Annotated in this window: 18 protein-coding genes; 6 read left to right on the top strand and 12 right to left on the bottom strand. The window is 72.2% G+C overall.

Going from position 1 to position 24,819, the window contains the following annotated elements; all coding sequences use genetic code 11:
* Positions 1 to 13 precede the first annotated feature (13 nt).
* Positions 14 to 1,066 (top strand): glycosyltransferase, encoded by a 1,053-nt coding sequence (locus tag Q9S36_RS18945; RefSeq protein WP_311286478.1) that lies wholly within the window; start codon positions 14 to 16, stop codon positions 1,064 to 1,066.
* Here the strand turns inward: Q9S36_RS18945 and Q9S36_RS18950 are convergent.
* Positions 1,063 to 1,971: a glycosyltransferase family 2 protein gene (locus tag Q9S36_RS18950; RefSeq protein ID WP_311286479.1), complete on the bottom strand. Its 909-nt coding sequence runs from the start codon at positions 1,969 to 1,971 to the stop codon at positions 1,063 to 1,065. The genes Q9S36_RS18945 and Q9S36_RS18950 overlap by 4 nt on opposite strands.
* The gene (locus tag Q9S36_RS18955) at positions 1,968 to 2,738 is read right to left on the bottom strand and encodes a CDP-alcohol phosphatidyltransferase family protein (protein ID WP_311286480.1); all 771 of its coding nucleotides are present in this window, start codon (positions 2,736 to 2,738) and stop codon (positions 1,968 to 1,970) included. Before Q9S36_RS18955 ends, Q9S36_RS18950 begins: the two co-directional genes overlap by 4 nt.
* A gap of 82 nt (positions 2,739 to 2,820) precedes the next feature.
* On the opposite strand from Q9S36_RS18955, the gene Q9S36_RS18960 reads away from it, so the two are divergent.
* The 4 genes from Q9S36_RS18960 (at position 2,821) to Q9S36_RS18975 (ending at position 5,730) form a co-directional block, all read left to right on the top strand.
* A complete protein-coding gene (locus tag Q9S36_RS18960; RefSeq protein WP_311286481.1) occupies positions 2,821 to 3,846 on the top strand; it encodes a glycosyltransferase in 1,026 nt (341 codons plus the stop codon).
* Positions 3,843 to 4,781, top strand: a complete 939-nt coding sequence (locus Q9S36_RS18965) for a glycosyltransferase (RefSeq protein ID WP_311286482.1) — start codon at positions 3,843 to 3,845, stop codon at positions 4,779 to 4,781. Before Q9S36_RS18960 ends, Q9S36_RS18965 begins: the two co-directional genes overlap by 4 nt.
* A 95-nt stretch (positions 4,782 to 4,876) precedes the next feature.
* Positions 4,877 to 5,329 carry an adenylyltransferase/cytidyltransferase family protein gene (locus tag Q9S36_RS18970; RefSeq protein WP_253034989.1) on the top strand — a complete coding sequence of 151 codons (453 nt, stop codon included), beginning with the start codon at positions 4,877 to 4,879 and terminating at the stop codon, positions 5,327 to 5,329.
* A gap of 2 nt (positions 5,330 to 5,331) precedes the next feature.
* Positions 5,332 to 5,730, top strand: coding sequence for a hypothetical protein (locus Q9S36_RS18975; RefSeq protein ID WP_253034988.1), 399 nt, complete (start codon positions 5,332 to 5,334; stop codon positions 5,728 to 5,730).
* A 77-nt stretch (positions 5,731 to 5,807) separates the two neighbouring features.
* On the opposite strand, the gene Q9S36_RS18980 is transcribed toward Q9S36_RS18975, so the two are convergent.
* On the bottom strand, positions 5,808 to 7,349 hold the full coding sequence (locus Q9S36_RS18980; protein ID WP_311286483.1) for a DEAD/DEAH box helicase: 1,542 nt from the start codon (positions 7,347 to 7,349) through the stop codon (positions 5,808 to 5,810).
* Positions 7,350 to 7,541: 192 nt separating this feature from the next.
* On the bottom strand, positions 7,542 to 8,411 hold the full coding sequence (locus tag Q9S36_RS18985; protein ID WP_311286484.1) for a neutral zinc metallopeptidase: 870 nt from the start codon (positions 8,409 to 8,411) through the stop codon (positions 7,542 to 7,544).
* A 120-nt stretch (positions 8,412 to 8,531) separates the two neighbouring features.
* On the opposite strand from Q9S36_RS18985, the gene Q9S36_RS18990 reads away from it, so the two are divergent.
* Positions 8,532 to 8,966 (top strand): recombinase family protein, encoded by a 435-nt coding sequence (locus tag Q9S36_RS18990; protein ID WP_217529910.1) that lies wholly within the window; start codon positions 8,532 to 8,534, stop codon positions 8,964 to 8,966.
* A gap of 9 nt (positions 8,967 to 8,975) precedes the next feature.
* Here Q9S36_RS18990 and Q9S36_RS18995 read toward each other — a convergent pair whose 3' ends face one another.
* The 8 genes from Q9S36_RS18995 to Q9S36_RS19030 are packed head-to-tail and all read right to left on the bottom strand — an operon-like array spanning position 8,976 to position 24,726.
* Positions 8,976 to 10,640, bottom strand: coding sequence for a serine/threonine-protein kinase (locus Q9S36_RS18995; RefSeq protein WP_311286485.1), 1,665 nt, complete (start codon positions 10,638 to 10,640; stop codon positions 8,976 to 8,978).
* A complete protein-coding gene (locus tag Q9S36_RS19000; protein WP_311286486.1) occupies positions 10,637 to 12,121 on the bottom strand; it encodes an FHA domain-containing protein in 1,485 nt (494 codons plus the stop codon). The genes Q9S36_RS18995 and Q9S36_RS19000 overlap by 4 nt, the downstream gene beginning before the upstream one ends.
* The gene (locus tag Q9S36_RS19005) at positions 12,121 to 12,936 is read right to left on the bottom strand and encodes a protein phosphatase 2C domain-containing protein (protein ID WP_311286487.1); all 816 of its coding nucleotides are present in this window, start codon (positions 12,934 to 12,936) and stop codon (positions 12,121 to 12,123) included. The genes Q9S36_RS19000 and Q9S36_RS19005 overlap by 1 nt, the downstream gene beginning before the upstream one ends.
* Positions 12,933 to 13,982, bottom strand: coding sequence for an RDD family protein (locus Q9S36_RS19010; protein WP_311286488.1), 1,050 nt, complete (start codon positions 13,980 to 13,982; stop codon positions 12,933 to 12,935). Before Q9S36_RS19010 ends, Q9S36_RS19005 begins: the two co-directional genes overlap by 4 nt.
* On the bottom strand, positions 13,979 to 16,291 hold the full coding sequence (locus Q9S36_RS19015; protein ID WP_311286489.1) for a transglutaminaseTgpA domain-containing protein: 2,313 nt from the start codon (positions 16,289 to 16,291) through the stop codon (positions 13,979 to 13,981). Before Q9S36_RS19015 ends, Q9S36_RS19010 begins: the two co-directional genes overlap by 4 nt.
* The gene (locus Q9S36_RS19020) at positions 16,288 to 17,628 is read right to left on the bottom strand and encodes a DUF58 domain-containing protein (RefSeq protein WP_311286490.1); all 1,341 of its coding nucleotides are present in this window, start codon (positions 17,626 to 17,628) and stop codon (positions 16,288 to 16,290) included. Before Q9S36_RS19020 ends, Q9S36_RS19015 begins: the two co-directional genes overlap by 4 nt.
* A complete protein-coding gene (locus tag Q9S36_RS19025; protein ID WP_064003569.1) occupies positions 17,628 to 18,599 on the bottom strand; it encodes a MoxR family ATPase in 972 nt (323 codons plus the stop codon). The genes Q9S36_RS19020 and Q9S36_RS19025 overlap by 1 nt, the downstream gene beginning before the upstream one ends.
* Positions 18,600 to 18,624: 25 nt before the next feature.
* Complete coding sequence (locus Q9S36_RS19030) at positions 18,625 to 24,726, bottom strand: Ig-like domain-containing protein (RefSeq protein ID WP_311286491.1); 6,102 nt, start codon at positions 24,724 to 24,726, stop codon at positions 18,625 to 18,627.
* Positions 24,727 to 24,819 lie beyond the last annotated feature (93 nt).

The raw sequence follows: 24,819 nt of genomic DNA on the forward strand, positions 1-24,819 counted from the left end.
GACGATGCGAGTCATGTTCGATGCGTTCTGGTGGAGCCGGGGACCCGGGGCGAACCGGACCGTGCAGCGGGAGTTCATCCGCACCTGGGCCGAGGTGTTCCCCGGCGACGAGCTCATCCTCGCGCTGCGGCGGGATGCCGACGCCTCGGACGTCCCCGCGGGCGCCGAGGTCGTGCGCACGAGGCTCTGGCCGCACGCCGTCTCGAACCGCTGGGAGCTCCCGCGGCTGTCCCGCGCCGCGCGCGCCGACGTGAGCGTCGTGCACAACTACGCTCCCCGGTCGGGACGCTCCGTCGTGTTCGTCCACGACGCGATGTTCCACGACAACCCCGAGTGGTTCTCGCGCCGCGAGCGGCTGTATTTCGCCCCCATGCTGCCGTGGGCCCGCCGCGCCGCGGTGGTGTCGACGTCGACCGAGACCGAGGCCCGCCGGATCGCGCGCCTCGCGCCGCGCCTCGCGCCGGTCGCGGTGGGGCTGGGGGTGCCCACGGCTCTGACGGATGCCGCTCCGCGCCGCCCGCGCGCCGTCCCGGAGGGCGCGGAGTTCGCCGTCACGGTCGGGCGCTTGAACGTCCGCAAGAATCTCGCCGCGGTCATCGACGGCGCCCGTCTCGCCGCCTCGGTCACGCCGCGGACGCCGCTGTACATCGTCGGCGGCTCCGCCCACTCCGGGGTGAGCACGGAACTGCCCGAGGGGCTCCGCACCGCCGTCGCCGAGGGACGGGTCGTGTTCCTCGGCTCCCTCGACGACGATGAGGTCGCCTGGCTCTACACGCACGCGGCCCTGGCGATCAGTCTGAGCCTCGACGAGGGGTTCGGGCTTCCCGCCGTGGAGGCGGCGTGGTTCGGTGCGCCGCTCCTCGTCAGCGACATCCCCGTCTTCCGCGAGACCGTCGGCACCTACGCCCGCTTCGTGTCGCCGACGGCGACCGCCGGGGACGTCGCGGCCGCGATCGACGGCACCTGGGGAGGACGAGCGGATGCCGCGGCCCGCGACGCGGTCGTCGCGCGACACACGTGGCGGTCGGCCGTGGAGCGCCTGCGCGGCGCGGCCCGCAGCCGCTAGCCGCGGCCCTTCGCGGGTGCGCCGGCGAGGGCGCGTCGTCCGTCGCGGATGCCGCGTGCGAGGGCGCGCCACGGACGGATGGAGCGCAGCTGCGCGCGTCCGCCCTGCATCAGGATCAACCACGACACCCGGAGGGTCGCCCGCGACCACCGTCGGACCGTCTCCGCGTCGCCGTGCTTGGCGGCGTAGAGGAGTCGGTTCCGGATGTTGAAGTAGTAGTACGTCTCCGACTTCGCGCGCCCCCGCACGGCGTCGAGATGGGTCTGGCCCTCGTCGTGGACCGCGGTGACGGGGAGGGTGCGCAGCGAACCGCCGAGGTCCAGCACACGCCGCGAGAGGTCGACGTCCTCCCAGTACAGGAAGTACTCCTCGTCGAATCCGCCGACCCGCGACCAGAGCTCCGCGGACATCGCGAAGCAGGCGCCGGTCGCCCACTCGTGGCGGGGCCTTCCGGCCCGTTCGGCGCGGCGCCGGGCGCCGGCGATCGACCCGTCGTCGAGGTAGAGATCGCTGCCGCCGAACCACACGCCGCCCGCTCCGTCGAGGATCGTCGGCGAGACGAGCGCGAGCGGGTCGTCGGCGGCCGCCTGCACGAGTTGCGCCAGGCTCTCGCGGTCGATCGTGGCGTCGGGGTTGAGCGCGACGACGACCTCGGCGCCGCGTTCGAGCGCGAGAGCCGCTCCGGCGTTCGTCCCGCCGCCGAACCCGGCGTTGCGTTCGAGCAGCACCGGCACCCAGCCGTGGCGCCGGCAGGCCGCGTCGATGCGCGCGCGTTCGTCCGTCGAACTGAAGCAGTCGACCACGACGACGAATCCGTCCCCGGGCGGCTGCACCGTCGCGGCGTTCGGCTCGAGGATCGCGCTGGCGCCGTAGTTCACGATCACCACCGCCGCGCGGGGCGTCACGGCGCCAGGACCCCTGCGGCCGGTACGGCGGGCTCGTCGGGGGTCGCGACGTCGAGCGCGCGGATCTCGCGGTGCCACTTCACGGCGGCCGCGGCGAGGAAGACCGCGTTCGCGACGAGCAGCAGCGTGTAGGCGGCCAGGAAGAGCGGCGGGGCGCCCCACAGCACGAACACGAGGCACAGCAGGCCGAAGTCCGTCGGCACGAGGACGAGCGAGCGCAGCGCCGTGCCGCCGCCGCGGGCGTGCGTCGACGGGACGCCCTTCTTGCCCTTGAGCAGGTCGTTGAGCAGCATCCCGAAGAAGGTCACGACCGCCACGACGCAGTAGGCCAGTGGCACCACGAGCCACAGGGTGTCGCGTGCGTCGGTGTGCCACCACAGCGCGACGAGGACGCACAGGTGGAGGGATGCCGTCTTGAAGGCGTCCACGAAGTGGTCGAGCCACTCCCCGGCGAGGCTGCCCCCGCCGCGCAGGCGGGCGAGCTGACCGTCGGCCGAATCCCACGCGTAGCCGAGGACCAGGAGTGCCGCGACGAGGCATCCGGTCCACCACTGCGCGGGCGCGACCACCAGCAGGACGAGCGCGCCGAAGGTGTGCAGCGCGCTGATGCCGGTCGCACCGTCGGGAGTGATCCCCCACTGGTGCGCGGCGGCGGCCAGGGCCCTGCCGATGCGCCGGTTGATGTACACCGAGTACGCCGGCGCGCCCCGTGCGTGGCCCTTCTGCGCCGCGGCCAGCCGACCGTACGAGTCCCCGAATGCGCTCATCGCTGTATGCTCCGTCCCCCGACTAGATGCATCGTCCCCGGTCTGAGCATAGGGGATGCGTCAACCTGCCAGACTGTCGGCTATGTCGACCGGTGACCGCCCGCGCGTGATGCAGTCCTTCGGCGCCCCCCGGCCCACATCCAACCCGTACGTCCACATGCTGGACGCCGCCCTGGCCGCCGACCCCGGGCTGGAGCACCTGCGCTTCGACCGGCGGACGGCCCTGTTCGGCCGCTACGACGCCCTGCACTTCCACTGGCCCGAGACGCTCTTCGGCGGCGCGACCCCGCTCAAGCGATTCGTCCGGCGGCTCTTCGGAACCGTGCTGATCGCACGCCTGCGCCTCACGCGGGTGGCGATCGTCCGCACGCTCCACAACGTGGAGTTGCCCGACGTCGACTCGCGATGGGAGCGTCTGTTGCTGCGCTGGGTCGACCGCCGCGCGGACTTCCACATCCGTCTCAACGAGTCCTCGCCGGTGCGCGCGGGCGTCCCGTCCGCCGTCATCCCCCACGGGCACTACCGCGACTGGTTCGCCGACGTCGATCCCGTTCCGGCGGAGCCGCGCACGCTCGGGTTCGTAGGGCTGGTCCGCCGGTACAAGGGCGTCGAATCCCTCATCGCCGCCTTCCGCGCGACCGCGGCGGGGCTCGCCGACTGGAGGCTCCGGATCTCCGGCAACCCGTCGAACCGCGAGCTCGCCGACGAGATCCGCACGCTGGCATCCGCCGACGACCGGATCTCGCTCGACCTCCGCTACCTGTCCGAGGACGACTTCGCGCGCGCGGTCATGTCGACCGTCGGCATCGTCCTGCCGTACCGGTTCATGCACAACTCGGGAACGGCGCTCGCGGCGCTCTCGCTCGGCCGCCCCGTGCTCGTCCCGCGCAACGAGGTCAACACGGCGCTCGCCGACGAGGTCGGGCCGGGCTGGGTCTCGATGTTCGACGGCGACCTCACCGCCGGCGACCTCGAGGAGTTCGCGCAGACCGCGGCGACACCGCCCGCCGCCGGCCCGGACCTCGACGATCGCGGCTGGTCACTCGTCGGCATCCGTCATCGCGAGGCCTACCTCCGCGCCATCCGCTCCCGGCGGAGCGGAGCGTGAGCGGGACGGCGTCATTCGTCCTGATCGCGGTGCCGTCCTACCGGCGGCCCGAACGCCTCGGCAGGCTGCTCGCGGCGCTCGGCGGTCACCGCAACGACGTGGCGCCCCTGCGCGTCGAGGTCCTCGTCATCGACAACGACCCCGAGGGCAGCGCGGCCGGTGTCGCGGATGCCGCGAAGGCGGCGTACGTGCCCGAGCCGCGTCCCGGACTCGCCGCCGTCCGCAACCGTGCGATCGACGAGGCCCTCGCCCGCGGCGCGGACGCCCTCGTCTTCATCGACGACGACGAGGTCCCCGAGCCGGGCTGGCTGCGGACCCTCGTCGCACCGTGGGCGGCGGGCGAGGCGGACCTGGTGTCGGGCCGCGTGGAATCGACCTTCGACTCCCCGCCGTCCGCGTGGATCACGGCGGGCGGGTTCTTCCGGCGCGTGCGGTTCGCCGATGGTGAGCGGATGCCGGTGGCTCCGACCAACAACCTCCTGATCAGCTGCGCGATCCTCCGGACCACCGGCATCCGCTTCGATGAGGGCTTCGGTCGTACGGGCGGCGAGGACATCCACTTCACGTCCGCGCTCCACCGTCGCGGCGCGCGGATCCTCGCGGCACCGGACGCCCTCGTCATCGATCACGTCCCCGACGAGCGTGCGACGGCGTCGTGGGTCCTGCGGCGAGCCTTCCGCGTGGGCACGACGACCGCCCGCGGCGACATCGTCCTGACGGGCGGCGCCGCTCGCCGCCTGACCCGCCGCGTCCGGTGGGTCCTCGTCGGCACCGCCCGAGCGCTGGCGGGCGCCGGCCGATGGCTCGTCGGCGCCGTCTCCCGATCGGTCTCGCACCGCGCCCGCGGTGCACGGCTCATCGCCCGCGGGGCGGGGATGGCCGCGGGCGGCGCGGGATTCCGTTACCTCGAGTACCGGCCGCGGAACGAGTCGTGACGCCCCACCTCGCCGTGGTGTAGTCTCCCCCCATCGGGCTTTGGGGGCCCGGTTCGAGTTGGGGCTCGATCTGTCTGCTTGCTGGGGAGCTTGCGATGACTGTGCGTATCGGTTACGCCGCGGGGGCGTTCGACCTGTTCCACGTGGGACACCTGAACATCCTTCGGCATGCCAGGGACAACTGCGATCTGCTCATCGCCGGGGTGGTCAGCGACGAGATGCTGCACCAGGTGAAGGGTGTCGATCCGTTCATCCCGACGTCGGAACGCGCCGACATCGTGCGCGGCATCCGCTTCGTCGACCACGTCCACATCGAGACGGTGCCGAACAAGCTCGACGTGTGGCGGGAGGTCGGTTTCACGCACTTCTTCAAGGGTGACGACTGGCGCGGCACCGAGAAGGGCGACCGCCTCGAGCGCGAGTTCGCGGAGGTCGGCGTCGAGGTCGTCTACTTCCCGTACACCGTCCACACCTCGAGCACGCAGCTGCGTCGTGCGCTCGAGGTCGCCTCTTCCGATCGCGAGCTCGTCCGTTCCGAGTCGGCGTGAGCGTGGCAGCGTCTGACGACGCTGCATCCTCGACGGGGCCCGACGACATCATCGAGCTCTTCGTCGGACAGGTGATCGCTCTGTTCCCGCTCCGGATGAAGAGCGGGCAGATCCCGGGCCGGCCGCAGCCGACCGTGCGGCGGATCTTCCCGCGCTCCCCCGAGCCCGGCACCCCCGTGGACGGCGGTCCGCCGATGCGGGCGCGCACGTACTCGCTGTTCGTCGATGCGCCCGGTCACGGCATCCTGACCGTCGGTGACCATCGCGTCGAGGTCGTCATCCTGCCGCTCGACGTGTCGACGCCGCGCCAGGCGACGGTGTTCCGCATCTCCGCCATCGCCGGTCGGACGATCGACGTCACCGGCGTCGTGATCCAGCCGCCGACGGATGCCGCGGGCTGAGAGACGTCCGACCCGAACGGACGACGAGAGCCGCACCCCGGTGGAGGGGATGCGGCTCTCGGCCTAAATCCTGCGGGTCAGCGACCGCCGCGGCGGCCGGCGCCGTTCTGGCGCACGACCGAGCCGACGGTGAGCGACCCGCCCCCGGTGGCGCGACGGCCGGTGCGGCGCGCGCCGCCGGCCGGAGCGGCCTTCGGGGCGCCGTGCGAAGCGGCCTGGCCGTGACCGGCCGTGCGCGCGGGCTGAGCATCGCGACGCGGCGCGTCGGAGGTGCGACGCGACGCCTCCGCGCTGCGACCCTGGCCGCGCCCGCGGCCCCCGCCTTGACCCTGGCGACCGCGGTCGCCCTGGCCCTCGCGGGCGGCGCGCTTGCGCTGCGCGTTGGCGCCCTGGCTCTGCCCACCACCGCGGACCTGCGGCTGCTCGGGGGCCGGCGTGACGTGGGGGGCGACCTCGCCGACGAGCTCGACGACCGACGCGGATGCCGCGGTCACGGTCTCGGGCGTGACCGAGATCGACGCCTTGCGCAGCAGCTCGTCGACGTCGCGACGCTGCTCGGGGAGGACGATCGTGACGACGGCGCCCTCGGCGCCGGCGCGCGCGGTGCGACCCGAGCGGTGCAGGTACGCCTTGTGCTCCATGGGCGGGTCGACGTGGACGACGAGCTCGACGTTGTCGACGTGCACACCGCGGGCGGCGACGTCGGTCGCGACGAGCACGCGGGCGGTGCCGGCCGAGAAGGCGGCGAGGTTGCGGTCGCGCTGCGGCTGCGAGAGGTTGCCGTGCAGGTCGACCGAGGGGATCCCCTGCGACGTCAGCTGCTTGGCGAGTTTCTTCGCGGCGTGCTTGGTGCGCAGGAACAGGATGCGGCGGCCCGTGCCCGAGGCGAGGAAGCGCACGAGCTCCTTCTTCTCGTCGGAGCCGGGCACGTGGAAGACGTGGTGGGTCATCGCGGCGACGGGCGAGTGCGCTTCGTCGACGGAGTGCAGCACCTCGTTCTGCAGGAAGCGGTTCACGAGCTTGTCGACGCCGTTGTCCAGCGTCGCGCTGAACAGCATGCGCTGCGCCCCCTGCGGGGTCGCGTTCAGAATGCGGGTGACACCCGGCAGGAAGCCGAGGTCGGCCATGTGGTCGGCCTCGTCGATGACGGTGATCTCGACCGCATCCAGGCTCACGAGCTTCTGCTGCATGAGGTCCTCGAGGCGGCCGGGGCAGGCCACGACGATGTCGGCGCCGGCGCGGATGGCCTCGACCTGACGGTTCTGGTTCACACCGCCGAAGACCGTGGCGGTCTTCATGCCGTAGGCCGCGGCGAGCGGCGCGAGGGTGCGGTCGATCTGGGTCGCGAGCTCGCGCGTCGGAGCGAGGACGAGACCGAGGATGCGGCCGCGGCGGCGGGTGCCGCCGGCGAGACCCTGGCCGAGGCGCGCGACCATCGGGATCGAGAACGCGAGCGTCTTGCCCGAGCCGGTGCGGCCGCGGCCGAGGACGTCGCGCCCGGCGAGGGTGTCGGGCAGGGTGTCGACCTGGATGGGGAAGGGGCTGGTCTTGCCCTCCGCGGCGAGCGCGGCGATGAGGGGAGCGGGCACGCCGAGCGTGCCGAACGTGGGTTCAGTCATGAGAGAGCTAACTCGGGCGTGATCGCCCGGATCGGTGTCCCGGGTGCGAGTGCGCAGACGGGTTCGCCGTGAGAAGGAGTCGCCGGCGACGATCGATGGATCGGCAGCGGATGATGCGTTCTACGACGCGAGGGGCACCAGGGAAGGATGCCGCAACCCGCCCAGTCTAGCAGTCGGGGCCTCCGGCGGCCCTCAGAGCTCCCCCGCCGGGACCGCGAACGTGTCGCACGCGGTGCTGCCGCCCTCGTACCCGGCCATGAACCACCGCTGTCGCTGCTCGCTCGATCCGTGCGTCCAGCTCTCGGGATTCACCTGCCCGGACTGCTGCTGGATGTGGTCGTCGCCGACGGCGGCGGCTGCGTTCAGCGCATCGTCGATCTGCGCCTGCGTGGGTTCGAGGAGGAACGGCCGACCCTCGGCATCCGTCTGGTCGGGAGCGGCGGCGGTCCAGGCGCCCGCGAAGCAGTCGGCCTGGAGCTCGGTGCGGACGGCGTTGCTGTCCTCGCCGGTGCCGTCGCGCGGGTACTCCTCGAAGACGCCGAGGAGGTTCTGCACGTGGTGCCCGTACTCGTGGGCGAGCACGTACAGCTGGGCGAGGTCGCCGCCCTCGGCGCCGAGCTGTCCGCGCAGGATGCTCCAGAACGTGGGATCGATGTAGACGGTGCGATCGGTCGGGCAGTAGAACGGACCGGTCTGATTGGATGCCGTGCCGCACGGCGTCTGCGCCTGCTGCTCCACGAGCACGAGCTGCGGCTTCTCGTAGCCGTCGAGCTCGCTCTGCCAGTACGTGTTGATGACCTCTTCGCCGGCGTCCAGGCGGCAGTCGTCGTTCGCGTTGGCGTCCGCCCCGCTGTCGCAGTTCTCCACGACGCCCTGGTCGGGGGACGTGCCACCCCCGACGCCTCCGCCGAGGAAGCCGCTGAAGTCCTGCCCCGTGAACATGAACAGCAGCAGCACGACGACGGCTCCCGCGCCGCCGGCACCGCCGGCGATCACGGCGCCGCGGCCGCCGCGGCGGGTCGCGCGCGAGCCCCGTACGTCCGCATCCGGGTTGAAGGTCATACCGGAACGGTACGCCCGCCGATCCCGCGCGCGGAACGGGTTGCGGCGACGGCCTCGACCGTGCTCGGATTCGCGGCACCGCCCTCATCGGACACAATGGGAGCGAGCGAGGAGATCACCGTGGACGCACACGCCGACCAGCCGACACCCGGCGACTACGCCGAGTCGCGCACCATCGCGATCCCCGACGACCCGATGACGGATGCCCCGGGGTTCGCCGCGGTCGATCCGAGCCCCGAGTGGTGGCTCGCCCTGCCCGCCGGATCCCGGCTCGTCGGTCTCGTCGTCTCGCGCCCCGACATGCCGAGCATCGTCGCGCAGCGCGAGGCGCTCGCGAAGTTCGGGGTGCCGATCGCCGGGTTCCGGCATCCCGCCCCCGAGACCGGCGAGACGTGGGAGGACCGGCTCACGCGACTGTTCGGCCGCCTCGGCGCCGGGGACGTCCTCGTCGTCACGGACGTGAAGGCGCTCGGGCGCGACGCGCACGAGGAGACCCGGACGATCGCGGAGCTGCGCCGCCGGTCGGTCATCGTGAAGGTGCTCGACCGGGGCTGATCCGCCCTCTCAAGACGAGGCGCAGAGGCGTGTCGCGTCGCTCGTCGCGCCGTTCTCGCGCCGCACGCTGACATCGATGCAGACCTGCGTGTCGCCGTCGAGCGGGACGACGACGCTCGTCTCCGCGACGTTCTCGGCGGCCGCCTCGCCGCCGTCGAGCCGCACCCGCTGCCAGACGTAGGTGTCGCCCTCCTGCGGATCGGGGTTGACCCAGCGGAAGATCACCTCGCCGCCTCGGATCGTGCTGGCGCTCTTCTCCGGCGCGGCGATGAAGTCCGCCACCGGGTCCTGCGGCTCAGGGGCGGTCGTCGCCGTCTCCTGCGGGTCCGCCACCTCGGCGGGCGGCGCCAGTGCCGAGGCGACGAGCACCGCACCGACCACGACGACCGCGACGACGGCCGCCGCGATGATGCCGATCCACAGCCCCTTGCGCGAGCGCGCCGGCGGCGCGGTCGTGGCAGTCACGGGCGCAGGTCCCGTCGCCGCGGGGGTGGCCGCTGTGCGCTGGGGGGCACGCAGCATCGTGCCCTCGTCGACCTCGCTCGTCACCGGCGCGGCCGGCGGGATGGCGGTCGGCGGTCGCAGCACGGTGGCGTCCGCCCCCGTGTCGGCGGGCGCGCCGCCGGGCGCCCAACCCGAGGTGTCGCGCTGGACCGTCGCGTCGGGGCCCGTCCCGAAACCGGCGGCGAGAGCCGAACGCTCCCACGTGGGGCCTGCGGCCGGAGCGGTGTGCGGATCGATGCTGACGATGCCCCGCACGCGCGTGAGCTCGCCATCCTCCTCCTGCTCCTCGACGGGCGGCGCATCGTCGAGGATGTCGATCGGGGTGACCGAGTGCGCGAGCTCGATCTGCACCTTCTGCAGCGCGCGGGCGAAGGCGACGGCCGACTCGAACCGGTCCACCGGGCGCTTGGCCATCGCCCGCTCGAGCACGTGGAAGAGCGACGCGGGCGCGTCGGGTCGCTCCAGACGCGCGAGCGGCTCGGATTCGATGCGGCGGATCAGGTCGGCGCCGCCGTTGCGACCGCCGGGCACCTCGAAGGGCGAGCGGCCGGCGAGCAGGTTGTAGACGGTGGCGCCCAGCGCCCACACGTCGGACTGCACCGTGAACTCGGGGGTGTCGGCGAACGACTCCGGCGGCGACCACGGGATCGACATCCCCGCGGAAGGATCGCGGCCGTCGGCGGTCGTCGCGATGCCGAAGTCGGTCAGCGCGGGACGGTTGTATTCGGTGACGAGGATGTTGGCCGGTTTGATGTCGCGGTGCAGGATGCCGGCGCGGTGGGCCGTCTCGACTGCGGCGGCGACCTGGATGCCGACACGCAGCGCCTCGGCGACCGAGATGGGCGCCGAGCGGGCGCGCACCTGCAGGTTCGGCTTGGAGCAGTACTCCATGACGAGGTACGACCGGCCGTCCTCGGCCACCCCGGCCTGGTAGATCGTGACGATGGCGGGATGCGTCGAGAGCATCGCCATGACGTTCGCCTCGGCTTGGAACTGCTCGACCGCGCCGCTGGTCATCTTCTCGGCGAGGAGCACCTTCACCGCCACGCGGCGGCGCGGCAGGGCCTGCTCGTACAGGTACACGTCGGCGAAGCCGCCGGAGCCGAGGACCTGGACGTACGAGAAACCGGGGAGCTGCGGCGGTGCGGCGGGAGCGCGCTTCGCACTCACGGCAGGTCCTCGAAGGTCAGCGTGACACCGTCGCCCAGGTCGAGCACGTCGGCGTCGATGACCATGGTCGGCTCGTTGGGGTGCAGCCGCACGGGGTCGTGTCCGCCGCGCAGCAGGACGGTGCCGTTGGTGCTCGCCAGGTCGACGGCGAGCACGTGCTCACCCTCGGCGCGGATCTCGACGTGGTTGCGCGAGATGTCGTGCTGCGGTCCGTCGACCGCGACGAGCGTGGGCAGCTCGTTCTCGGCGGGGCGGGTCGAGCGCGGACGGCGACCGACGATGACCGTGCGCTCGAGCTCGATGACCCGCCCGTCGGCGAGGCGGATGCGTCCGCGCGACGGACTGCGCGGCGGGACGTCCTCGATCGAGTCGAAGGCGGATGCCGCGCGCATCGCGCGGGCTTCGGCGACCGACACCGTCGCGCCGTCGTGATCGCCGAGCTCGGCGGTACCGGGCAGCGGCGGGGCCGGCAGGTGGGGCGGCACGAACGGCGGCAGCGCGGGCACCGGCGCGGTCCCCTGCGCGGCGGTGCGCGGGCTCGCGATGGTCGCTCCGAGCACGGGGTCCTCGTCGATCCCGGCGATGGTCTCGCCTCCGTCGGGGGCCCGGGTCGCCTCGGGGATGCCGGGGGTCGACACCGGCGATCCGCCGAGGGTGTGCACGGGAGGCACCCCGGTCACCAGCCCGGGAGCGGCCGGCGGCGCGGGCGGGGAGTCCTTCGCGAGCGTGCGCGAGGAGGCGATGGTCTCGCCGACGTCCTCGGCCACGGCGTCGTGGTCCGGCTCCGCGGGGCCCGGCTTCGCGGGCTCCGGCGCTGCGGCGTGCGGTTCGGGCGCGGCCGATTCTGTGGGCTCCGATTCCGCGGCGGTCGGGTCGGGCTCCGGTTCCGGCTCCGCGGCTCCCGGCTCCGCGGCATCCGACTCCGCGACGTCGCTCTCGGGCACATCCGCCGCCGACGAGGCCACCTCCGCAGGCTCGGCCACCGGCGACGCGGGGGCCTCGACGGGCGCGGCCGCCGGGGCGGCCTCGCGCGCGACGAGGTCGAAGACGATCTGGGCCGCGGGCACGACCCCCGACTCGATGGGCAGCAGGTCGGCATCCGATCCCGCACCGATGTCGACGCTCACCCGGACGGCGCGCGGCAGGAACCGCTCGGTCCAGGTCGCGACACCCGCTCCCGACACCTCCTCGACGTCGTCCGCCGTCTCGACGACGAGCGAGACGGGGCCGCGCACCGCGACGCGGACGCCGTCACCCTCGGCGACCGCGAGGCCGAACGGCGGGATCGCGGCGAGCGAGGTGCCGAACGCGCCGGTGAGCGAGTCGAGCACGGCGCCGATGCCGCCGCCCTCGAGACGGCGCCACACGCCCTCGACGGCGTGCGGCGTGACCGCGGGGGGCAGCACGGCGAGCGCCGACCCGGTCACCGCCGCACGCCACGCCTCGGCACTGCCGTCGGGCCGATACCGCACTGCGCGCATCAGGCGTCTCCTCCTGCCGCTGCACGCGGCCGTGTGTCCTCGTCGGCGTCCGACGACCCGAGGCCGGGCGTCGTCTCCCCCTCATCCTGCCCCGCGACGCGCACGGCATCGACCACGACGGCCGTGATGTTGTCGCGTCCGCCGTGCAGCATCGCCTCGTGGACGAGGCGGGTCGCGGCATCCTGCGGATCGATGACGTCGCGCAGGATGCCGGTGATGCGCTCCTCGGGCACCTCGCCCGAGAGCCCGTCCGAGCAGACCAGGATGCGGTCCCCCGCCTCGGCCGCGAGCAGCCAGAAGTCCGCCTCGCCGCCGCTGCCGCCGCCGATCGCGCGCGTGATCTCGTTGCGGCGGGGATCACGACCGGCGGCGTCGCCGGTCAGTTCGCCCGCGTCGATGAGCTCCTGCACGACGGAGTGGTCCACGCTGATCTGCTCGAGCTCGCCGTCCGCGAAGCGGTACGTGCGCGAATCGCCCACGTTGACCGCGAGCCAGTAGCCGTGCCCGCCGACCTCGGTGATCGCGACGCCGCTGAGGGTCGTGCCCGCCGCGCGCCCCGCATACCCGATGCGCTCGACGGCGACGCGGGCACGCGACAGGGCGGCCCGCATCCCCTCGATGCCGACGGAGTCCCGCCCGACGAGGGCGCGGAACGCGGCGACGACCGCCCCGCTCGCGGCGGCGCCGGCGTCGTGGCCGCCCATGCCGTCGGCGACGAGGAACAGGGGGTACTCCGCGAGGTGCGAGTCCTCGTTGACGCGGCGACGCAGCCCCGGGTGGGTCGCCGCTCCGACGCGGACGTCGATCGCCGTCACCGGGCGCTCTCCACCGTGAGCCGCCGGTCGCCGAGTTCGAGGACGTCGCCCGACCACACGCGCGCCCGTCGCCCCGGCATGAGGCGCTGCGGCTGGCCAGCCCGCACGATGACGACCCCATTGAGGGAATGCCGGTCGACGACCCACGTGCCCTCGTCGTCGGCGCCGATCTCGAAGTGCGTCTTCGACAGCGAGAGCGTCTCGTCGCGCACCGCGGTGCTGCGCCGTCCCGGCTGCTGACCGGGGCCGCGGCCGAACAGGGTGGGCTCGTAGACGGTGTGCCGGGTGCCGTCATCCCACCCGAGGATCGCGATCACCGGGGGCGCGACCCGCTCGGCCGGCGCCGGCCGGCCGTCTCGGTGCGGCACGCCGGGAACCGTGGAGATCACGTCGACGGGGAGGGTGCGCGGGATGCGACGGTTCGCGGGGACGGGTGCCGGGGCCCACGAGGGCGGCGGCAGAGGGCCCGATGCCGGCCCGGCGACGGGCCGGACGGCGCCCGAGGGGGCGGGCGGCACCGCGGCCGCGAGCACCGCCGGAGCGGGAGCGGGAGCGGGCGCCGGGAGCGGCGCGGGCCGCACGTCCGCCGGGGACTGCTCGACGGGGGCCGACGGGCGCGGGGCGGGTGCCACGTCGACGACGACCGCGCCCGAGGCGAGGTCGTGCCACCCGCGCCGCCAGCGCGAGGAGTCGAACAGCGGCGAGAAGAACCCGACGACGACGCTCGCCGTGAGGCCCCAGAGGAGGTTGCGACCGAGCGCGCGTCCGAATCCGAGTTCAGCGTCGTCGGAAGCGTGGGCCAACCGGACCCCCATGAAGCGCATTCCGAGGGAGCCGCGACCGCCCTGCATCCCGGTGTGCACGAGGAACCAGGCCGTGCTGACGACGGCGAGCACGGGCAGCAGCCAGAGGATCGGGACCGCGGTCACCGTCGACAGGGCGAACACGACGCCGACGGCGACGCCGTTCACGGCGGCGGCGATCGCGGAGTCGATGACGACGGCGAGGATGCGGTGGCGCATCGTCGCGGGCACGCGGGCGGTCATGGCCGTCGCGCCGTTCGCCGGATCCCACCCCGTCGCAGCGACCGCAGACTCAGGCGGGCGCGCAGCCGCTGCCAGAACGTGGCACCGCCCGCCATGCCCGCGACGATCTCGTCGACCTCGCGCCAGAACGCGTCGACGTCCTCCGGCGTGGGGTTGCCGGGGCCGTACACCTCGGCGTCGGCGCGCTGGGCGAGGGTCGCGACGCGGGGACCGTCGAAGGTCTCCCCCACGGCGCGGGCGCTCTCGGCGCGCGTGGACCCCGGCGGCACCGCGACGCGGTAGTCGACGGCGCGGTCGACGAGCTCGTCCCACCCGCCCGACACCCGGTCGGCGGTGCGCTCGGCGCGCAGGCGGCGGGTGCGGCGGGCGGCCTTCACCCCGCCGATCACGAGGAACGGCGACAGCAGCAGGAGGAGGGTGCCGAGACCGATCCCGGTCCACAGAAGCACCGGTCCGAGCCAGTCGAGCCCCGGAGGCTCCTCCTCGTCCTGGTCGCGCTCCTCGGCGAGCGCCGGCGGCAACTCCGCCGGCTCCTGCGCGGGCGGCGGCGGCTGCAGGACCTGCGGCTTCGGGTTGGCGCGCGGCTTCGTGTTCTGCTGGCTCGGCTCGTTGTCCTCGTCGGGGGTCGGATCGAAGGTCACCCATCCGGCATCCTCGAACGCGATCTCGACCCAGGCGTGCATGTTGTCGCCGGTGGCGGTGAAGACCCCGCTCCCGTCCTGCTCGCCCTCGTCGGGGTACCAGCCCATGACCACCCGCGCGGGCATCCCGAGCTGCAGGGCCATGAGCGCCATCGTCACGGCGTACTGCTCGTCGTCGCCGATCATCTGCTCGTTCGAGACGAGCATCGTGATCCGTGCGGCGCCGTGACCGGAGGGCGAGTAGACGTCGTCGGCCAGACCGTGACTGAAGTACCCCTCGGTCTGCAGGTAGCTCTCGAGCGCCCGCGCCCGCTCGATCGGCGTCTCGGCCTCCTCCGTGGCGTCCGAGGCGAGCTCGCTGAGGGACTGCGGGATGCCGGTCTGCCGCGGCATCTTCAGCGGGGCGAACTGCTGGTCCGCCAGCTGCTCGTCGGTCGGCTGCTCGGGCACGGTCGTGTCGATCGTGTACTGGTCGCCGGAGTGGACCCCGGAGGTGACGACGGCGGTTCCGGTGCCGTCGTTGAAGTGCGCGCCGCGGCGCAGGTCGTTCGCCCGATCACCGGCGAAGGTGATCTCGTGGGCGGAACCGACCGACGGCAGCCAGACGCCGTCGAGGTTCTCGATGTCGACGCGCACGGTCGATTCGTCGCCCTTCGCCTGCGGCGACATGTTGGACCGGACGGGGGTGAAGGCGCTCGACGAGCCCGCGCCGTCCTCGGCGACGTTGTAGACGATGCCGTCGTAGGCGTCCATCGTCGCAAGCCGAACCCGAGCGTCCTCAGGCAGGCCGCTCACGGTGAACAGGGGTTCGCTCTCGAAGTCGCGGACGTAGCCGCGCCAGGACTGCAGGGGGCTCGCGTAGTCGTGGATGTCGAAGGGCGGCACGACGAAGTCGCGCAGGATGTAGCGCTGCGTGGGCGGGGCGGCGGTCGCCGCGACGGCCGCCCCCGCTCCGGTCGCGAGGGCGACGACGACCCCGCCCGAGACGAGGCGGCGCAGGCGTGCGGCACGCGAGGCATCCGCCCCGGGGGTCGCGGCCTCGACCGCGGTGCGCTCCGGGCTCCACAGGGTGCGCAGCGCCAACCAGACGACGGCGACGATGACGAACAGGGCACCCTGAACGATCGGGGCGACGGTCTGCGCCGTGCCGAGCAGGATCTCGCCGGCGATGAAGGCGGATGCCGGGATCAGCGCCCACGCGGGCCGACGCAGCCGCAGCGCGAGCGATGCGGTCAGCAACGACGCCACGAGCGTCATGAGGAACGGGACGATCAGGTGGCCGTCGTCGGGCGCGACGGGGGGCACCGTGGTCAGCAGGTCCTTCCACGCCGTCACGATGCCGAAGGCGAGCTGACGCCACGTCTCGAGGGTCGGGATGACGCCGAGGAACGTCGTGGCGGGCAGGGCCAGCGCGCCCCCGAGCAGGAAGTACACGGCGACGGTCGCACCCGCGAGGGTCAGCACCCCCCAGCGCCACCTCGCGCCGACCCACGCGAGGGCGATGCCGACGACGAGGGCGCCGACGGCGGCGACGAGGTAGGTCGCGCCCTCGAACGTCGCCGCGAAGCCGACGATGCCGACGGTGAGGAGGAGGACGACCGCACCGACGTCGGCGACGAGGCGACGCCACGTCGACCCGGGGAGCAGGAGGAAGCGCAGCCGGTTCACGACAGGACCTTGCGGATCGCGTTCGGGAGCTGGTCCAGCTCGCCCAGGGCCATGACGTCGGCGTCGCCCACGCGGCGCAGTGCCGGGGCGTCGAGGCGGCTGTCGGCGATGATCGCGAGCGTGCGCACGCCGAACGGCACGCGCGAGCAGGCGAGCCGGAGCTGCCCCGCGTCGACCGTGGACCCGCAGATGAGGACGGCCACGGCGGCATCCGGGGAATGCGCGGCCAGGATGCCGGCGAGCGCGACGATCCCGCCCTCGCGGGGCTTGCTGGGCTCGATGGCCGCGAGGGAGTCGAGGTAGCGGCGTCCCGTCTCGGCGCGGATCTTGCCCGCCGAGGTGCGGACGTCGAGGGTGCGGGAGTCGCGCAGCGCGCGCAGGCCGATCGAGCCGGCGACCGAGATCGCGGTCTCGAACTCCTCCGGGTCGCGGTACTCGCCGGGGTGGGTGGAGAGGGCGACGACGAAGTGGGAGCGCCGGGTCTGCTCGTACTCGCGAACCATCAGGGTGCCGGTGCGCGCCGTCGACTTCCAGTGCACGTGGCGCAGGTCGTCGCCGGGCTGGTAGTCGCGCAGCGCGTGGAACGACACGTCGTCGCGCGCGAGGTGCTGGTCGGGCAGGCCCTCGAGGTCGCGCATCTGGCCGAGCGAGAGACCCTCGAGCGGCAGCGTGCGGGGGTGGACGAACAGGTCGACGGCCTGCCGGCGATCGTGGGTGCGCTCGAACAGGCCCAACGGGTCGCCACGGAGCACACTGACGGGTCCGACCGCGAGCACGCCGCGGGCGGTCGTGGGGATGGCGAAGAGCTCCTCGTGCTCGGCGCCCGCGGCCAGGCGCGGGACCTGGAACAGACCGCGGCCGGCGCCGACGGGCAGGACGACCTCCGAGGGGAGCAGCGATCGCGAGGTGCGGTTCGCGAGGGTCAGCGCGCCGACGGCGCGCTCCCCCACGACGACGCGGGTGCGGGTGAGGTCGAGGTCGACGTCGTAGGCGGTGCGGCCGAAGAGGAAGACGGCGCAGAGCAGCGCGAGGATCGTGGCCACCACCGCGGCGACGAACGCCTCCTGCCATCCGAGGGCGAACGCGGTGATCCACAGGACGACCGCGGCCGCGATGACCACCCAGCCGGTGACCTGGATCACATCCGCGATGACCGCGATGCGTGCCCCGGCGCGGCGCGCCCACACCCCGGCATCCTCCCGCACCTTCTCCCACCGCGTCGCCTGACGGGGGGCGAGCTGGGGCGCGTCGGTGGTCTCGTCCGGGGCGTCTGCGGGCACGCCGGAGGGGCCGGGCGCGTCGGGCGCCGCGGCCACCGTTTCCGGCGTCATCGTCATCAGGCCGACGCCCTCGCGAGGGGTGCCTCGACCTGGCCCAGCGCGCGCTCGATGACCGACTCCGAGGTCGTGCCGGCGAACTCGGCCTCGGGGTCGAGGACGAGACGGTGGGTCCAGACGGGTGCGGCGAGCGCCTTCACGTCGTCGGGGATGACGTAGTGACGTCCCTGGGATGCCGCGACGACGCGCGCGATCCGCATCATCGAGATCGCGCCGCGCACCGAGACGCCGAGCTTCGTGGCATCCGATTCACGGGTCGCCTCGACGAGCTGGGCGGCGTACCGCGCGACGGCCGGGTCGACGTGGACGGATGCCGCCAGGTCGGCCATGTCGGCGACGGCCTTGGTCGTGATGACGGGGCTCAGCTTGCCGGACGGGTTGCGGTCGACCTCGCCGGCGAGGATCCGCTCGGCGACGGCGAGCGACGGGTAGCCGATCGAGGTCTTGATCATGAAGCGGTCGAGCTGCGCCTCGGGCAGCTTGTAGGTGCCCGCCTGCTCGATCGGGTTCTGCGTCGCGATGACGAGGAACGGGCGGCCGACCTCGTGCGGCACACCGTCGACGGTGACCCGCGACTCCTCCATCACCTCGAGGAGCGCCGACTGCGTCTTCGGCGAGGCGCGGTTGATCTCGTCCGCAAGCACGATCGACGCGAAGACGGGTCCCTTGTGGAACTCGAACTTGTGGTTCTGCTGGTCGTAGATCGTGACACCCGTCACGTCGGAGGGCAGCAGGTCGGGCGTGAACTGGATGCGGGTCGACGTGCCCTGCACGCTGGCGGCGAGCGCCTTCGCGAGGCTGGTCTTGCCGGTACCGGGCGCGTCCTCGAGGAGCACGTGTCCCTCGGCGAGCATCGCCGCGAGGACGAGGCCGACGACCTCGCGCTTGCCCATCAGCGCCTGGTCGACGTTGTCGACGAGACGCGTGAACGTGTCGCGGAACCAGGCCGCCTGTTCGGGGGTCATGCTCATTCGTAGTCCTTGCTCTCGAAGGGGGTCACGGCCGCGGCCAGAAGGTCTTCTCGGTGTCGACGCCGTCGCCCCAACCCTGGATGTCAACCCACACGTTGTAGCCGTCGCGGCCGGCGTAGCAGCCCAGTTGCTGCGAGCCCCTGCCGTCGAAGTTGATCGTGTAGGTCGAGAAGGCCCCATCGCGGTCGTTGACGCACGACACCCGGTGCGAACCGATGTTGAGGTTCTCCCAGTTGACGGTGTAGTACCGACAACCGTTCACGCAGCTGCCCGCGGCTCCGCCCTGCGTGACCCACACGCGCGGCTGAGGTGGCGGCGGCGCGTCCACCGTCGTCGCACTGTCCCGCGCCGTCGTGGTCTGGCTGCCCTCGGCGCTCGTTCGCACCTCGAGGGTCCGCGTCTGGCTGTATCCGACGTCGTATCTTTCCGTGCCCGATGCCGCGACGGTACGCCAGCCGCGACCGTCGCCGGTCCGGATCTCCGTCGTCACGGGACGTCCGTTCGCCGCCGGCGAGGTCCACTCCATCGTGATGGTGCGACCGTCGCCGGTGCGGGTGGCCTTCGCGGTCGGTTTGCCGATCTGGCCGTACGGCCGCACCTGGTTGGATGCCGCCGAGGCAGGCCCCTCGTACGTCGTGCCGTCGGCGGTGGCCACCGCACGGATCCGGATCGTGTAGGCGCCGTTGTTGTTGACCGCCCCGTTGCCGATCGTCCCCGACGTCCCCGAGCCGCCGCCGGCGACCCAGTCAGCCCGCCAGCCGTTACCGTTCACGCTGTACTGGTACTGGATCTCGTTCGCGTTCGCGCCGTTGGACGCGCCGGGCTCCCACTGCACGACGACCTGGTTGTCACCCTCGCGCGCCGCGACGTTCGTCGGTGCCCCCGGCGGGGTGAACGCGCGTCGCGGCGCGGACTGCGGGCTTCGATCGCCCCATCCCGCCTTGTTCTGCGCACGGACGTCGTAGGTGTAGTCGGACTGCGACGTGTCGACGACGACCGCCTGGCTGGTCTGTCCGGCGGGTACGGCGATCGTGTCGACGACGTTGCCGCCGCGGATTACGCGGAGCTCGTACCCGCCGATCGCGTCGCCGTTCTCAGCGGGCCGGTTCCAGGACACGCGCATCTGCGCGCGGTTCCCCACCGGCTCGAGGCGAGCCACTGTGGGAGCGCCCGAGGCCGACGGAGGGGCGGCCGGGATCTCACCGGCGGACCACTGAGAGAAGTCCGACGGCTCCGGAGCACGGTTGTGAGCGCGCACCCGCACCTGGTACTCGGTGCCGTTCTGCAGGCCCTCCCAGCGGTGCGTGTTGCCCGTGAGGCCGGTCTTCTGCGCGACGCCCGATGGCGGCGCAGGGGAGATCTCGAGGGTGTAGCTCTCCACCGGCGAGCCCTCGGTGCGCGGGGTCTTCCACGCGATGTCGAGGCTGCGGTCGCCGAACTGCAGCGTCGGCGGCGCCGGCTGGTCGGGCCGCACGTCGGGCCGCGCGGTCTCGGACGGCACCGACGGGTCGGACTCGCCGACGCTGTTCGTCGCGGTCACGACGAAGTTGTACTCGACGTTGTTCGTCAGGCCGTCCAGCGTGCAGGTCGTGGACGGGCACTCGCGGGTGTAGCCGCCCGCCGTCGACGTGACGGTGTATCCCTCGATTCGACGACCGTTGTCGACCGGCGGCGTCCAGCTGAGGACGACCGTTCGACTCTCCACGGCGGTCACCGTCGGCCTGCCGGGCGCATCGGGACGGCCCTGTACCGTGATGCGGATGCGGCCGTCGACCCGGCGGTCGGCATCCTGCGTCGCGTCCTGCACCGTGTAGCGGACGACGACGTTGCCGACGAACTCACTGCCCGTCGTCACTCGGACCGTGCCACCCGAGACATCGACGCTGGTCACCTCACCCGTCTCGATCTGCGTGTTCACGATCTCGAGCGGTGCGTCAGGGAAGGGATTGACATCGTTCTCGAGGACGTTGAGGGACACGGTCTCGCCCTGGTCGGCCTGCGGGACGACATCGTCGTTCACCGAGGGCAACTCGCGCGTCGACGCGGTCACCGTCACCTGGATGTTGGCCTCCACGGGCTCGGTCTCGTTGTCGGTCACGCGGACGGCGAGCGAGAAGCGCGTGCCCTTCGCGACGTCGGGCTGGGCGGACACCTGCAACGACTGACCGTCGACCGAGGCGCTCACACCAGCCGGCGGGTCGGAGGCGAGCGCGAACGTGAGGTTGTCCATGTCGCCCGGATCGGGGTCAGTGACGAGCTCCCGCAGACCGAGCGTGGCCGGGTCCTCGCCCGGCGCAACCGAGACGGACGCACCGATCATGGTCGGGGGCTCGTTGTCGGGTGGGGTCACCGTGATCGGGATGGTGAGCGTGGCCTTGCGGCCGTCCGCGTCATCGGGTCCATTGCCGTCGGTGACTTCGAAGGTCAACGCGTCCGCTCCGAAGTAGCGGTCGGCCGAGGTGTAGACGAGCGTCGACTCATCTTTGACGAGTCCCGCACCGTTGCTGTGTGCGGCAGTCACCTTCTCGGTCTCCGTGATGACCACGTCGCGCCCCCCGGACGCACGGACGTAGTCCGACAGCGGAAGCTCGATCATCTCGCCGCTCTTGACGGTGACGCCCTCCGCCGAGATCAGCGTCGGCGGAAGATCGGCGAGTGCCGGGACGTGGATGAAGGCTGCGGCGACCTGGTCGTCCTCGTCCGTCACGAGGTAGGTGATGAGCTGACGCTCGTCACCTACAGAGAGACTCACCCGACCGCCTGAGAGGACACGCGCGTTCTCTCCGCCCTCGCCGAGCGCGACCTCCAGCGCCGAACGGGTGCCGTCGGGGTCGTCGTCGTTCTCGAGCACGTCGACGACGACGGTGCCGTCCTCGGCCACGTCCTCCGCCCGCACCCGATCGTCGCGAGCGATCGGCCGGGCCAACGGCACGTCCGGGTCGACGGTGATCTGCACCGAGGTCGTCGCGCGAAGTCCGCGTTCGTCGGCGATCGTGTACAGCACGCTGGTCTGCATCGGCTCGTCGGGCGCCGCAATGAGGAGCTGTTGTCCTGACACCTCCGCGCTCAGTCCCGGGACGTCCGCGACTTTCACCGCATTCTCCGCGAATCCGAACTTGTCACCGTCAGGGTCGGAGTCGTTCTGGAGCGCGTCGACGGCGACGGTGCGGCCGGGCCGCATCGTGATGGTGTCGCGCACGGCGTACGGCGCCTGATTGGTCGACTCGGCCGGCGCGATGCCAACCTCGATGATCGCCGTCGCCTCCTTACCGAGGTTGTCACGGACGCGGTACTGGAAGCGGTCGACACCGACCGACTCCTCGAATGCGGTGTAGGTGAACGAGTCGGCGTCGATGGCCGACACACGGCCCTTCTTCGGAGAGGATGCGAGACCGACGAGCTCCACCGAGTCGCCATCGGCGTCGATCCCGTCGAGATCGATCGCCACTTGCACACCCGAGCCGCTGAGGGTGCGGACCGTCACGTCGCGGGGGCGCGGCGCGGCGTTCGCGTCGTCGTCACGCGGGAGGATGCGGATGGTGACGTAACCGGCATCCCGCTGGCCCGTCGAATCCTCGACCTCGTAGGTCGCGTTGACCGTCTTGGGCTCGGGACCCGCGCGGAAGCGGAGAGTGTCCTCGGAGACGAAGAGGTCGCCGTCGGCCTCATCGATGAGCGGCGGCACGAGTTCGGGCGAGATGTGGATCTCGTCGCCGTTCGGGTGGAAGTCGTTCTCCATCACGGGGATGGTCACGACATCGCCGACGCGGACGACGACCTCGTCGTCGACGGCGATCGGCGGGCGTAGTTTCTCGGGGGCGGGCACCGGGATCACGATGACCTCGCCCGTGGCTGACTGCGATCCGTTGGAGATGGTGTAGGTCAGCCGCACCTGCTTGTCCAGGGACGCCTGGTCGCTGACGCGGATCGTCTCGTGTCCCAGCACCGCCGCGGCGATTCCGCTGTCCTCGTCGACGGTGACCGACTGGACCACGAGGATGCCGCCGGCCGGGTCCGTGTCGTTGCCCAGCACGTTGACGAGCACATCGCCGCCTGCGGGGAGGAGTGCGACATCACGCACCGCAATCGGCGCGACGTCGGCATCCTCGTCCGGAAGGACGTCGATGCGCACGATGCCGGGAGCGGAGTTCGCGCCCGCAGAGGCGAGGTACGTGGCGTAGTAGGTGCCGGTGTTCGGAGCCTCGAACGTGAACGACTTGTCGGGATAATCACGGGTCACCGTGCCGCCGTCGACGTCGTCCACTCGCGTCAGCCGGAGCTGCTCGCTTCCGGTACTGGTGTCGTTGGTCAGCGGTCGCACTGTGACGGGACGGTCGGGTCGTGTCACGACGTGGTCCGCGTTGGTCACGGGGATCGTCGTTCCGAGGGGCCGGATGTCGATCCTCGCCACCCCCGTGGTGGAGTCACTGCCGTCGGACACGACCACGGGCACGTCCTTGCGCCCTTGCATGCCCCCGATCGCCCGGTAGGTGATCTGCCCGTCGGAGGTGAACTCGGCCTCATCCCCGCCGTCCGGGGTGACATCGCGCAGGAAGATGTCGTCGCCATCGGGGTCGATCCAGTCGCTGAGGACGTTGAAGGACACGACACCGCTCTGCTCGACGGTGATCGCGGTCCTGCGCTTCTGCGTGGGCGCCGAGTTCTCGCTCAGCGGCCGGACCTCGAGGTCGACACGCGCCGTGTCCTTGCCGCCGCGACCGTCCGACACCTCGTACCGGAACGAGGTCGTCCCCGCGGCATCCTCGGGCAGCGCGATCTGAAGAGCCGTGCCGTTGTAGATGGGCGTGATCTCACCCATCGACGGGTCGCCTGTGACCTTCGCGACGAGCACATCGCCGTCCGCGTCGAGGTCGTTCTCGAGCAGGGGGAGCACCGTGGTGCGGCCCGGACGCACCCCGTAGCGGTCGTTCTCCGCGACCGGCGGAGTGTTCTTCTCGGTGCGTTCGGGGAGCGTCGACTGGACTGTCTCCTCGGTCGTTTCCTCCTCTTCCTCACCCTCGCCCTCGGGCGGCGTGAGGTCCTCCCAGTTGTCGACCTGCTGGAGCGCGTCGCTGGCCATCCAGGCGGACCCGCCGAAGATGTCGTTGAGGACCACGACGTCGCGGTTCACGCGGAAGCGGAGTTGGCTCGAGCGGTCGATCCCCTCGACCGTCTTGGTCACATCGTCCTCGTCGCCGACGCAGTCGCGGACGAAGGAGCCGGAGCCCGACCAGGCCCCGTACGCGCACCCCGCGACGTAGACCGGCTGCGCGGGAGCGCCGCCGTCACCGGCATCCGTCGTGACCGGATCGCCGCCCGCGAGCGGGACGCGCACCAGCTGGGTGGGAGTCGCGAGCGTGACGGTGTCGGTCACGTTCGAGGGCTGCTGCAGGATCGCCTCGTCGGGCACCTGGGTGACGAGGCCGTCGCTCGTGTACAGCGTCGAGGACGTGCGGTCGAGGACGACGCTCACGCCGCCGACGGACGTGATCGCCAGCTCGTCGTTCTTCTCGATGCCCTCGAGCTCGCGCTCGGCGGTCTGGACGAACACGCCCTGCGCGTCGGGCGCATAGGCGTACAGCACACCCTTCTCGGCGGAGACGGCGTAGACGAGGCCGGCCGTGCTGACCGTGACCGCGGCACCCCGGCCGAGCTCGGCGATCGGATCACCGGCTTCCTTGCCGACGGCGGCGAGCGAGGTGAACGGCGCGGCACGCAGCGCTCCGCCCTCGTCCATCGTCGCGACGGTCGGGCCGCCCAACACGACCTGGGCGTTCGAGGGCAGGTCGGCCTTGTCGGAGAGCACGACACGAGCCGGGTCGATCGCGGTCGCGGTGTTCTCGGTCTGGTCGGTGACCAGGACGCGGTTGCCCGCCTGCTGGATGTCGTACTCCTGCGACAGCGTGCGGAGGCCGCCGTCGAGGAGGCGCGACTCGTTGTTGAAGTGCCCGACCAGCAGGCTCGTCTGCTTCGTCAGCCAGACGCCGCCGTCGTTCAGTTCGACCTCGGTCGTCGGCTCGCCGTCGTAGGTGAGCGCGAGTACACCGATGGCGACCACGGCGGCGGTCACGGCGCCGATCGATGCCATCGTGCGGGGCCGCGAACGGAGCCAGGCGAAGGACTTCATGAGCGTTCTGACTCCCCCCGGGCAGACGAGTTCGCAGGACCGACGGCCTCCGATCGATCGACCGGAAGGCACGGCGTGTGGACGGTATAAAGC

The sequence above is a fragment of the Microbacterium sp. ARD31 genome, assembly GCF_031844425.1.

What these genes read in the sequence shown, in the direction of transcription:
- Q9S36_RS19010 (WP_311286488.1), bottom strand. Translation starts at nt 13,982, where the DNA reads ATGACCGCCCGCGTGCCCGCGACGATGCGCCACCGCATCCTCGCCGTC.
- Q9S36_RS19020 (WP_311286490.1), bottom strand. Translation starts at nt 17,628, where the DNA reads ATGACGATGACGCCGGAAACGGTGGCCGCGGCGCCCGACGCGCCCGGC.
- Q9S36_RS19000 (WP_311286486.1), bottom strand. Translation starts at nt 12,121, where the DNA reads ATGCGCGCAGTGCGGTATCGGCCCGACGGCAGTGCCGAGGCGTGGCGT.
- Q9S36_RS18945 (WP_311286478.1), top strand. Translation starts at nt 14, where the DNA reads ATGTTCGATGCGTTCTGGTGGAGCCGGGGACCCGGGGCGAACCGGACC.
- Q9S36_RS19025 (WP_064003569.1), bottom strand. Translation starts at nt 18,599, where the DNA reads ATGAGCATGACCCCCGAACAGGCGGCCTGGTTCCGCGACACGTTCACG.
- Q9S36_RS18960 (WP_311286481.1), top strand. Translation starts at nt 2,821, where the DNA reads ATGTCGACCGGTGACCGCCCGCGCGTGATGCAGTCCTTCGGCGCCCCC.
- Q9S36_RS18980 (WP_311286483.1), bottom strand. Translation starts at nt 7,349, where the DNA reads ATGACTGAACCCACGTTCGGCACGCTCGGCGTGCCCGCTCCCCTCATC.
- Q9S36_RS18970 (WP_253034989.1), top strand. Translation starts at nt 4,877, where the DNA reads ATGACTGTGCGTATCGGTTACGCCGCGGGGGCGTTCGACCTGTTCCAC.
- Q9S36_RS19030 (WP_311286491.1), bottom strand. Translation starts at nt 24,726, where the DNA reads ATGAAGTCCTTCGCCTGGCTCCGTTCGCGGCCCCGCACGATGGCATCG.
- Q9S36_RS18985 (WP_311286484.1), bottom strand. Translation starts at nt 8,411, where the DNA reads ATGACCTTCAACCCGGATGCGGACGTACGGGGCTCGCGCGCGACCCGC.
- Q9S36_RS18955 (WP_311286480.1), bottom strand. Translation starts at nt 2,738, where the DNA reads ATGAGCGCATTCGGGGACTCGTACGGTCGGCTGGCCGCGGCGCAGAAG.